This window comes from Candidatus Shikimatogenerans silvanidophilus (assembly GCF_018200315.1).
In the GTDB taxonomy this organism is placed as follows: domain Bacteria; phylum Bacteroidota; class Bacteroidia; order Flavobacteriales; family Blattabacteriaceae; genus Shikimatogenerans_A; species Shikimatogenerans_A silvanidophilus.
On record NZ_JADFUB010000001.1, the window covers coordinates 24515 to 36679 of the forward strand.

The 12165-nt window shown below is 18.7% G+C and carries 9 protein-coding genes; 8 read left to right on the top strand and 1 reads right to left on the bottom strand.

Features of this window, described 5'->3' with window-relative positions:
- Window positions 1-4 precede the first annotated feature (4 nt).
- The 5 genes from miaB (at window position 5) to groL (ending at window position 5168) form a co-directional block, all read left to right on the top strand.
- Window positions 5-1396, top strand: coding sequence for a tRNA (N6-isopentenyl adenosine(37)-C2)-methylthiotransferase MiaB (miaB, locus tag KHQ18_RS00165; protein ID WP_212113133.1), 1392 nt, complete (start codon window positions 5-7; stop codon window positions 1394-1396).
- Window positions 1397-1399: 3 nt separating this feature from the next.
- Window positions 1400-2749: a sigma 54-interacting transcriptional regulator gene (locus KHQ18_RS00170; protein ID WP_212113134.1), complete on the top strand. Its 1350-nt coding sequence runs from the start codon at window positions 1400-1402 to the stop codon at window positions 2747-2749.
- 4 nt (window positions 2750-2753) lie between these two features.
- On the top strand, window positions 2754-2996 hold the full coding sequence (locus KHQ18_RS00175) for a hypothetical protein (RefSeq protein ID WP_212113135.1): 243 nt from the start codon (window positions 2754-2756) through the stop codon (window positions 2994-2996).
- 235 nt (window positions 2997-3231) lie between these two features.
- Window positions 3232-3513 carry a co-chaperone GroES gene (locus tag KHQ18_RS00180; RefSeq protein WP_212113136.1) on the top strand — a complete coding sequence of 94 codons (282 nt, stop codon included), beginning with the start codon at window positions 3232-3234 and terminating at the stop codon, window positions 3511-3513.
- 20 nt (window positions 3514-3533) lie between these two features.
- Window positions 3534-5168 (top strand): chaperonin GroEL, encoded by a 1635-nt coding sequence (groL, locus tag KHQ18_RS00185; protein WP_212113137.1) that lies wholly within the window; start codon window positions 3534-3536, stop codon window positions 5166-5168.
- A gap of 509 nt (window positions 5169-5677) precedes the next feature.
- Here the strand turns inward: groL and KHQ18_RS00190 are convergent.
- Entirely contained in the window at window positions 5678-6856 is a 1179-nt protein-coding gene (locus KHQ18_RS00190) for a proline dehydrogenase family protein (RefSeq protein WP_212113138.1), read from the bottom strand.
- Window positions 6857-7060: 204 nt separating this feature from the next.
- On the opposite strand from KHQ18_RS00190, the gene aroB reads away from it, so the two are divergent.
- The 3 genes from aroB to lysS are packed head-to-tail and all read left to right on the top strand — an operon-like array spanning window position 7061 to window position 12151.
- Complete coding sequence (aroB, locus tag KHQ18_RS00195; protein ID WP_212113139.1) at window positions 7061-8125, top strand: 3-dehydroquinate synthase; 1065 nt, start codon at window positions 7061-7063, stop codon at window positions 8123-8125.
- A 43-nt stretch (window positions 8126-8168) separates the two neighbouring features.
- Window positions 8169-10631, top strand: coding sequence for a DNA gyrase subunit A (gene gyrA / locus KHQ18_RS00200; RefSeq protein ID WP_212113140.1), 2463 nt, complete (start codon window positions 8169-8171; stop codon window positions 10629-10631).
- A gap of 44 nt (window positions 10632-10675) precedes the next feature.
- Window positions 10676-12151: a lysine--tRNA ligase gene (gene lysS, locus KHQ18_RS00205; protein WP_212113141.1), complete on the top strand. Its 1476-nt coding sequence runs from the start codon at window positions 10676-10678 to the stop codon at window positions 12149-12151.
- The last annotated feature ends 14 nt before the right edge of the window (window positions 12152-12165 follow it).

Sequence of the window (12165 nt, forward strand, 5' to 3'; positions counted from 1 at the left end):
ATACATGAATAATATTAATAATGTTTTTTTTAAAAAAAATTATTTTTATATAGAAACTTATGGATGTCAAATGAATATATATGAAAGTGATGCAATAGCATCTCTTTTATTAAAAAGTGGATTATGCTTAACAAAAGATATATATAAATGTGATATTTTTTTTATTAATACTTGTTCTATAAGAGAAAAAGCTGAAATAAAAATATTTAATAGATTAAAATATTTAAATTTAATAAGAAAAAATAAAAATCCTAATATGATAATTTGTATATTAGGTTGTATGTCTGAAAGAATAAAAAATAATTTTTTTTTAAAAGAAAAAAAATTATTTGATATTGTAATTAGTCCAAAAGATTATAAATCTATTATAAATATTATATTTTCTAAATTAGATATAAATATTAGAAATTTTACTAATATTATATTAGAACAAGATATACAAAATAATATTAATTCTGATAGAATTTTTGGAAATAATATTACTTCTTTTGTTAGTATTATGCAAGGATGTGATAATATGTGTACTTTTTGCGTTGTTCCTTTTACAAGAGGAAGAGAAATAAGTAGATCACCAAAAATTATTTTAGAAGAATGTAAAATTTTATATAATAAAGGTTTTAAAGAAATTACATTATTAGGACAAAATGTTGATTCATATTTTTGGTATGGTGGAGGTTTAAAAAAAAATTATAAAAATATAAAAAAAGTAAAAACTGTAGACTTTTCTAATCTAATAGAATTAATAGCTAAATCTATTCCTATTAGAATTAGATTTACTACTTCAAATCCTCATGATTTTTCTGAAAAAATATTAAAAATAATGAAAAAATATAAAAATATTTGTAATCATATTCATTTACCAGTACAATCAGGAAGTAATAAAATTTTAAAAAAAATGAATAGAAAATATTCTAGAGAAGAATATATATATTTAATAAATAAAATAAGACAATATATTCCAGATTGTTCAATATCACATGATATTATTTCTGGTTTTTGTGGTGAAACAGAAGAAGATCACATTGATACGTTAAATTTAATGAATTATGTAAAATATAATTATGGATACATGTTTTATTATTCACCTAGACAAGGAACTATTGCTAGTAAAAAATATAAAGATGATGTTAATAAAAAAATAAAAAAAAGAAGATTACAAGAAATTATTTTTTTACAAAAAAAACATTCTTTTTTTAGAATTAAACAACAAATTGGTACAATACAAGAAGTTTTAATTGAAGGAATATCAAAAAAAAATAATGAATATTTTTATGGAAGAAATAGCAAAAATACCATGGTTTATTTTAAAAAAGTAAAAAACATAGTATATGGAGATTTAGTAAAAGTATTAATAAAATATGGTAATTATTCTAATTTAATTGGAAAAATAATATAATTTATGAATCAATATGATAATGATATTAAAAATATAAAGAAAAAATTCAGAATTATTGGTAATAATTATTTATTAAATAGATCAATAGAAAAAGCAATACAAATTTCAAAAACAGATATATCTGTTATAATTATAGGAGAAAGTGGAGTAGGTAAAGAATTTTTTCCTAAAATAATTCATTTTCTTTCATATAGGAAACATAAACCTTATATATCTATTAATTGTGGATCAATTCCTGAAGGTACTATTGATAGTGAATTATTTGGACATGAAAAAGGATCTTTTACTGGTGCATTTAATTATAGAAAAGGATATTTTGAAGTAGCAAATAAAGGAACTATTTTTTTAGATGAAGTAGGAGAAATTCCTATATATACTCAAAGTAAATTACTTCGTATTTTAGAAACAGGAGAATTTATTAGAGTTGGATCATCTGAAATTAAAAAAACAGATGTAAGAATTATTTCTGCAACTAATATTGATATAATTGATTTTATAAAAAAAAAAAAATTTAGAGAAGATTTATATTATAGATTAAATACTGTTCAAATAAATATACCTCCATTAAGAAAAAGAAAAGAAGATATATATATTTTATTTAAATTTTTTTCTAATAATTTTTCAGAAAAATATAAAATTCCTAATGTAAGATTACAAGAAGATGCAAAAGAATATATTATAAACTATTATTGGCCAGGAAATATTAGACAATTAAAAAATTTTTCAGAACAAATTTCAATTTTTGAAAAAAAAAGAAAAATTTCATTGAAAAAAGTAAAAGAATATTTACCAGAAAAAATTAAATCTTTAATTATTAATAATAATAATAATATTAATAATAATAATAATAATAATGATATTAATAATAATTATAAAAAAAATAATAATTTTAATTTCACTAATGAAAGAGATTTAATTGAAAGAGATTTAATTTATCAAATTTTATTTATTAAAGAAAATATAAATAATTTAAAACGATTAATTTTAAAAATTATACAACAACAAAATAATAATAAAAATGATTTTATAAAAAATAATTATAAATTAATAAATAATATTTTTGGTGATAATATTAATTTTAATTTAGAAAATAAAATTAAATTAGAAGATAAAATAACAATAGAACAAAATAATTTAATAGAAAAAAAAAATTTAATTAAAAAAAATAATTTATTAGAAAATAAGAAAAAAATTTTATATAACGAAAATGAAAATTTTGTTTTACAAAAACATGAGTTAGAAATTATAAAAAAAGCATTAAAAAAAAGTAACGGAAAAAGAAAAATAGCAGCAAAAAAATTAGGAATATCTGAAAGAACTTTATATAGAAAAATTAAACAATATGGATTATAATATTATGTATAAACTATTATTATTTTTATTTTTTATATTATTTTTTATTTTATCTTTTACAATAATTACTTCTATTTTAATAATTAATCCAAGAAAAGATTTTAATTTATTTGAACAATATAAAGATTTTAATTTTTATAATAATAATTTAATAGAAAAAATTATTTGGATTTCTTATATAATTTTATTTATACTTATTATTTTTTTTAATTTTTTTTTATATAAAATATATTATAATTCTAATTAAAATTTTATTAAAATTTTAATTATTAATTATAATTTATATATAATTTTTTATAATATAAATTACATTTTACATTTAGTAATAAATCATTTTAATAATATAAAATAATTATGACAAACTGTCATTATTTTTTTTATTATTAAGACATTTTTAATTATTTTATATGTTTGGCATATTTTTAGTACTATATATTTAAAATATACATTAAAATATAATTTAAAATAATTAAAGATAAAATATGACAGAAATAAAAATTAAACCTTTAGCAGATAGGGTATTAATAGAACCTTCTCCTGCTGAAGAAAAAACATCATCTGGAATTATTATTCCAGATACAGCAAAAGAAAAACCACAAAGAGGAAAAATTATAGCTGTTGGTCCAGGAAAAAAAGATAATTGTATGTGTGTTAAAGTTGGACAAGAAGTTTTATATGGAAAATATTCTGGAACAGAGTTAATATGGGAAAATAAAGAGTATTTAATTATGAGAGAATCTGATATTATTGCAATTATTATTTAATATTTAAATTTTTTTATAATATGTCAAAAAATATAACATTTGATTTAGACGCTAGAGATAAATTAAAAAAAGGAGTTGATGCTTTAGCTAATGCTGTAAAAGTTACTTTAGGTCCTAGAGGAAGAAATGTTGTTTTACAAAAATCTTTTGGTTCACCACATGTAACAAAAGATGGTGTATCAGTAGCAAAAGAAATAGAATTAGAAGATCCTATAGAAAATTTAGGTGCTCAAATGGTTAAAGAAGTAGCATCAAAAACAAATGATGTAGCTGGAGATGGAACAACAACTGCGACTGTATTAGCACAAGCTATAGTACGAGAAGGACTACGAAATGTTGCTGCTGGAGCTAATCCAATGGATTTAAAAAGAGGAATAGATAAAGCTGTAGAAGCAGTTGTTTTTGATTTAAAAAAACAATCTAAAGAAGTTGGAGGAAGTAAAGAAAAAATAAAACAAGTAGCATCAATTTCTGCAAATAATGACCCTTCTATAGGAGATCTTATTGCAAAAGCTTTTGAAAAAGTAGGAAAAGAAGGAGTTATTACAGTAGAAGAGGCTAAAAGTATGGAAACTACAGTAGATGTAGTAGAAGGAATGCAATTTGATAGAGGATATCAATCACCTTATTTTGTTACTAATACAGAAAAAATGATAACAGAATTTGATGATCCATATATATTATTATATGATAAAAAAATATCATCTATGAAAGATTTACTTCCAATATTAGAACCTGTAGCACAATCTGGAAAACCATTATTAATTATATCAGAAGAAGTAGAAGGAGAAGCTTTAGCTACTTTAGTAGTTAATAAAATTAGAGGTTCATTAAAAGTTGCTGCTGTAAAAGCTCCTGGATTCGGAGATAGAAGAAAAGATATGTTAGAAGATATAGCTATTCTTACTGGTGGAACTTTAATTTCTGAAGAAACAGGACAAAAAATAGAAGATGCTAAAATAGAAATGTTAGGAAGAGCGGAAAGAGTAACTATTGATAAAGATAATACTACTATTGTTGATGGTTATGGAAGTATAGATAAAATAAAAAATAGAATTAACGAAATAAAAAATCAAATTGAAACAACTACTTCTGATTATGATAAAGAAAAATTACAAGAACGTTTAGCTAAATTAGCTGGAGGTGTAGCTGTTTTATATGTTGGAGCAGCTTCAGAAGTAGAAATGAAAGAAAAAAAAGATAGAGTAAATGATGCGTTAAATGCTACTAGAGCAGCAGTAGAAGAAGGAATAGTTGCTGGTGGAGGTGTTGCTTTAGTTAGAGCTGCTCAATCTTTAGATAATTTAAAAGGAGAAAATATTGATCAAGATACTGGAATACAAATAATAAGAAGGTCATTAGAAGAACCTTTAAGACAAATCGTTTCTAATGCAGGAGAAGAAGGTTCTGTTATTACTGCAAAAATTTTAGAATCAAGAGAAGATTTTGGATACGATGCAAAAGAAGGACAATATAAAAGTATGATATCAGAAGGAATTATAGATCCAACAAAAGTAACAAGAGTTGCTTTAGAAAATGCAGGTTCAGTAGCAGGTATGTTATTAACTACTGAATGCGTTATAACAGAAATAAAAAAAGAAGAACCATCTATGCCACAAATGCCAGGTGGAGGTGGAATGGGAGGTATGATGTAAAATATAAAATAATTATTAAAAAAAAATTATTATAAATAAAAAAAAGCATTAAATATTTTTTTATATTTAATGCTTTTTTTATTTTAATTAAATTAATTTAAATTAATTTAAATGAATTTATTTTAAATGAATATTTTAATGAATTTATTATATTATTATGAATTTATTCTATTATTTTATAAATATAATTTTATAAATATAATATAAATATAATAAATAATACATTACATATATATATAATTTATTTTATATAATTAATAATATTAAATAAATATTAAATATTATTAAAATTATTAAAAAATAAAATAAAAAATAAAAAAAATAAATATTAAATAATATTAAATAATATTAAATAATATTAAATAATATTAAATATTATTTATTATATAATAAATTAAAAATAAAAAAAATAAAATAATATTTTTTTTATTATATTATTATTTTATTTTTATTATTATTAATTTTTTATATATTTATTTTTATTTTTTTTTTATATATATATTTCTATGTTATTTATTTTTATTATATTTATTTCTTCTATTTATTTCTTTTGTAATTAAAGAATATTCTCTATTAGTTTGTCCAGATATAGAAGAATTTTCTTCAGATCTTCTAATTAAATAAGGTACAGTTTCTTGTATAGGTCCATACGGTAGATATTTTGCAACATTATATCCATTTTTACTTAATATAAAACTAATATTATCACTCATTCCATATAATTGTCCAAACCAAATATTTTTATTATTATTATCAATATTATTTTTTTTAATAATATTAACTGCTAATTCACAACTTTTTTCATTATGAGTTCCTATAAAAATAGATATTTTTTTATTAATATTATTTATTATATATGATATAGCATCATTAAAATCTTTATCTGTATATTCTTTATTATTTTGAATAGGATCTATATAATTATTTATAATAGAACGTTCTCTTTCTTTTTCCATATACGCACCTCTAACTATTTTATATCCAATAAAATAATTTTCTTTTAAAGATTTAATATGAGATTTTTTTAAATATTCTAACCTTCCCCATCTATACATTTGTAATGTATTATATATATAACATTTTTCTTTGTTATATTTTTTCATCATTTTTTCTGCTAAATCATCTATAGCAGGTTGAATCCAACTTTCTTCTGCATCAATTAATACAAAAACTTTTTTTTCACATGATTTTTTACAAAGTCCTTCAAAACGATTTTTTATTTTTTCCCAACTATTTTGTTCTTCTTCATTTAAATCATTTTTATTACTAATTTTTTCATAAATTTTAACATTTCCTATACCTGTTGGTTTAAAAACAATGAAAGGAATAGATTTTTTTTTTTCTGCAAAATAAATATTTTCTAAAGTTTCTTTATAAATTTTATCAAAATCTTCTTCATTAGATTTCCCTTCTACAGAATAATCTAAAACACTATAAACTCCATATGAATGGATTTTTTCTATAACTTTAATGCATTCTTTTTTATTTTCTCCTCCACAAAATTGTTCAAATACTGTCTTTTTTACTAAAAAAGTAATAATTGGAATTTTTTTCCTAACTAAAAATCCTATTGTTGGAATTAAAAATTTAGAAAAAAATAAATTAGAAATAAACTTAAAAATTAATTTTGATTTTTTTAATTGCCAATCGGACTTATATTTAAAAGCAATTTTTGTATTTTTAAACATCTTTTTTAAATTTTAATTATTATAAATATATAAAAAAAATTTATAATATTAAAAAAATTTTTTTTATAATTAAAAAATTAATATAATTAATAAATTATTTAATATAATTAATAAAACAAATTATATAATAAATAAAATAAATAAAAAAATAATATATTATCTTATATTATCTAATAAAAACTAATAAAAAATTATTAAAAATTTATGATTTTTTTTAATAAAAAATCTTATAATAAATTAAATTCTATTTTATTTAAATATTCTAAAATATTTATTTTAACTGATAAAAATGTTAAAAAACATTGTTTATTAAAATTGTTTAATAATGCACCATTATTAAAAAATTCTAATTTAATTGTAATAAAACCTGGAGAAATTGAAAAAAATATATATACTTGTATTTATATTTGGAAAAAAATAATTGAAAATAAAGGAGATAGAAATAGTTTAATAATTAATTTTGGAGGTGGAGTTATAACAGATATAGGTGGATTTATTGCATCTTTATTTAAAAGAGGTATTGATTTTATTAATATACCTACAACTTTATTATCTATGTGTGATGCTTCTATAGGTGGAAAAAATGGAATAGATTTCTATAATATTAAAAATGAAATTGGTATATTTAATAATCCAAAATTTATTTTAATAGATATTTCTTATTTAGAAACTATTCCTAAAAAAGAATTTTATTCTGGAATATCTGAAATATATAAACATGGATTAATATTTGATTATAATTTTTGGTGTTATTTAAAATTAAATCTTAACAAAAAAAAAGAAGAATTAATTAATGAAGAATTAATTAATATTATAAAAAAATCTATTTATATAAAAAAAAAAATCTTTGAAAAAGATCCTTTAGAAAAAAATTTAAGAAAAATATTAAATTTTGGTCATACTATAGGGCATTCTATAGAAACATGCTTTATAAAAGAAAATAATCCATTAACTCATGGAGAATCTATATTTATTGGTATGATGTGTGAATCATGGATATCTTATAAAATGTTAGATCTTTCTAAAAAAGAATATAATGATATATGTAATACTTTTTTAAAAGTACCAGAAATAAATATTAAAAAAAATATTTACAAAAAAAAAAATGAAATTTTATCTATGTTAATTTATGATAAAAAAAATAAAAATGGAAAAATTTATTTTTCATTATTAAATAAAATAGGTAAATGTATTTATAATAAAGAAATAAAAAATAATATAATAGAAGAAAGTTTAAAAAAAATTAATAAAAAATTAATAAAAAATTAATTAAATGAAATAAAAATAATTAATTAATAATGAAAGAAAAAAAATGAAAGAAAAAATACAAGAAGAAATTTTTGAAAAAAAAGAAAATATAATTCCAATTAACATAGAAGAAGAATTAAAATCATCTTATATAGATTATTCTATGTCTGTTATTATATCTAGAGCATTACCAGATATTAGAGATGGATTAAAACCAGTTCATAGAAGAATTTTATATAGTATGTATAAAATAGGATTATTTTCAAATAAACAATATAAAAAATCTGCTAGAATTGTTGGAGAAGTATTAGGAAAATATCATCCACATGGAGATAATTCAGTTTATGATTCTATTGTTAGAATGGCTCAAAATTGGTCTATGAGATATCCATTAATAGATGGACAAGGTAATTTTGGTTCTATTGATAATGATTCTCCAGCTGCTATGAGATATACAGAAATTCGTTTAAAAAATATATCAGAAGAAATTTTATTAGATATTGAAAAAAATACTGTAGAAATGAAATTAAATTTTGATAATAGTTTATTAGAACCAATTATTTTACCTACTAAAATTCCAAATCTTTTAATTAATGGTTCTTCTGGTATAGCTGTAGGAATGGCTACTAATATAGCTCCTCATAATTTAAAAGAGTCTATAGATGCTATATGTGCATATATAGATAATAATTCTATAAGTATAGATGAATTGATGTCATATATTAAAGGACCAGATTTTCCAACAGGAGGAATTATTTATGGTAATAAAGAAATTATTAAATCATTTTATAGTGGTAAAGGAAAAATTATAATACGTTCTAAAATACATCAAGAAAAAATTAATAATAAAAAATGTATTGTTGTAGATGAATTACCTTATCAAGTAAATAAAGAAGAGTTAATATATAATACAAAAAATTTAATTAAAGAAAAAAAAATAGAAGGAATTACTGATATAAAAGATGAATCTGGAAGACAAGGTTTAAGAATTGTTTACATACTTAAAAAAGAAACTATTTATAAAGTAGTATTAAATAATCTTTATAAATATACTAAATTACAAACTTCTTTTAATATAAACAATATTGCATTAGTAAATGGTATTCCAACTAAATTAAATTTAAAAGAAATTATTTATAATTTTGTTAATTTCAGACATAATATAATAATTAAAAGAACTAAATATGAATTAGAAAAATTAAATAAGAAAATACATATTTTATATGGTATAAGAATTTCTTTATCACAAATTGATTTAGTAATTAAATTAATAAGAAAATCTAATAATTTTAAAAATGCTTGTAACGATTTAATAAATAAATTAAAAATTACTAATATACAAGCAAAATCTATTTTAGAAATTAAATTACATAAATTAACATCATTAGAAATAAAAAAAATTGAAAAAGAGTTTAAATATTCAAAAGAAAAAATTAAAAAATTAGAAAATATTTTAAAAAACGAAAATATTAGAATGGATATAATTAAGAAAGAATTAATAGAAATTAAAGAAAGATATGGAGATGAAAGAAAAACAAAAATTGAATATATAAATTATGATTTAGAAGAAGAAGATTTTATTGAAAATAAACAAGTTGTTTTAACTATATCTAATATTGGATATATTAAAAGAACTGATTTATCAGAATATAAAATACAAATGAGAGGTGGAGTTGGAAAAAAAGGAGTAATTATAAGAGAAGAAGATTATATTGAAAAAATTTTAGTAGCAGAAACTCATCAATATATTATTTTTTTTACTGAAAAAGGAAAATGTTTTTGGCTTAAAGTTTTTTATATTCCAATTGGATCAAAAAAATCTAAAGGTAGATCTATACAAAATTTAATTAATATAAATGAAAATGATAAAATTAAAACATATGTTTTATTAAAAAACATTAAAGATATTAATTATATAAATAATCATTTTATTGTATTTATTACAAAAAAAGGTAAAATTAAAAGAACATTATTAAAAGAATATTCTAAACCTAGAAAAAATGGTATAAAAGCCATTATTATAAAAAAAAATGATGTTTTACTTGATGCTATTATTACAAATGGTAAAAAACAAATTATTATTGGTACAAATAAAGGAAAAGCTTTACGTATTTTAGAGTCTTCAATTAAATTAACAAAAAGAAATTCTTATGGTATAAAAAGTATTTATTTAAAAAAAGAAGATTTTGTTATTGGAATAATTTGTATAAAAAATGAAAATATTGAAAATATTTTAGTTGTTTCTGAAAATGGTTATGGAAAAAAAACTTCTATAAAACATTATAGGATAACTAATAGAAATAGAATAGGAGTACAAACTATAAAAATTAATGATAAAACAGGTAATTTATTATATATAAAAAATGTAACAAATGATCAGGATTTAATAATTATTAAAAAATCTGGAATAGTTATTAGAATACCAATAAATAATATTTGTTTAATAGGAAGATCAACTCAAGGAGTAAAATTATTAACTTTAAAAAAAGATGAAAAAATTGCTTCTATTACAACTACATTAAAATAAAAAAATTATTTAATTAAAATATAATTTTATTAATTTTTATAATTATGAATTCCAAAAAAGATTCACAACAAGAAAAAATAAGAATAGAAAAATTAAAAAAATTAAAAAAAATTGGAATTAATCCATATCCTTCAGAAAAATATTATATTTCTTCTTCTATAAAAAAAATATTAAATAATTATAAAAAAAAAAAAAATGTTTCTATAGCAGGAAGAATAATGAGTATTAGAATTATGGGAAAAGCTTCTTTTTTAGAAATAGAAGATTATAGTGATATAATACAAATTTATATAAATAAAAATTATATAGATGATAAAAAATATAATATTGTTTTAAAAAAATTAATAGATATTGGTGATTTTATTGGAATAAAAGGTTTTTTATTTAAAACAAAAACAAAAAAAATTACAATAAATGCTGAAAATTTTACTTTACTTTCTAAATCTTTAAAACCTATACCTAATGTAAAATTAGATAAATATGGAATTTCCCATGATGTATTTTCTGATACTGAACAAAGATATAGAATGAGATATATTGATTTAATTGTTAATAAAAATGTAAAAAATGTTTTTATTAGTAGAACTAATATTATTAATTATATTAGAAATTTTTTAAACAAAAAGGAATATTTAGAAGTAGAAACTCCTATATTACAGAACATTCCAGGTGGAGCTATAGCTAAACCTTTCAAAACTTATCATAATTCACTTAATATTCCATTATATTTAAGAACTTCTAACGAATTATATTTAAAAAAATTAATTGTAGGTGGTTTTAAAGGAGTATATGAATTTGCTAAAGATTTTAGAAATGAAGGAATGGATAGAATACATAATCCAGAATTTACTATTTTAGAATTATATGTTTCTTATAAAGACTATTATTGGATGATGGATTTTACAGAAAATTTATTAGAATATATTTGTTTAAAGGAAAAAAAAAATATTAAATTTAATTATTTTAATAAAAAAATTAGTTTTAAAAAACCTTATCCTAAAATATCTATTTATGAATCTATTAAAAAATATACAGGATTTGACATAGAAAATATTAATAAAATTTCTTTAATAGAAATATGTAAAAAATTAAATATTACAATTTTAAATTATAATAAAGGTAAAATTATTGATGATATATTTGATAAATATTGTTCTAAATATTATATACAACCTACTTTTATAATTGATCATCCAGTAGAAATGAATCCACTTAGTAAAAGACATAGAAAAAATACAAATATTACTGAACGTTTTGAATTAATTATTAATGGAAAAGAAATAGCTAATGCATATTCTGAATTAAATGATCCTATTGATCAATTAAATAGATTTAAAAAACAAAATAAAAAAAATATTAATGAAGAAGAATTGATTGATTATGATTTTATTAATTCTTTAAAAATTGGTATGCCTCCAACTGCTGGAATAGGTTTTGGTATAGATAGATTAATTATGTTATTAACAAATCAAAAATCTATACAAGATGTTTTATTTTTTCCTCAAATGAAAAATAAATAAAAAAAAATAATTAA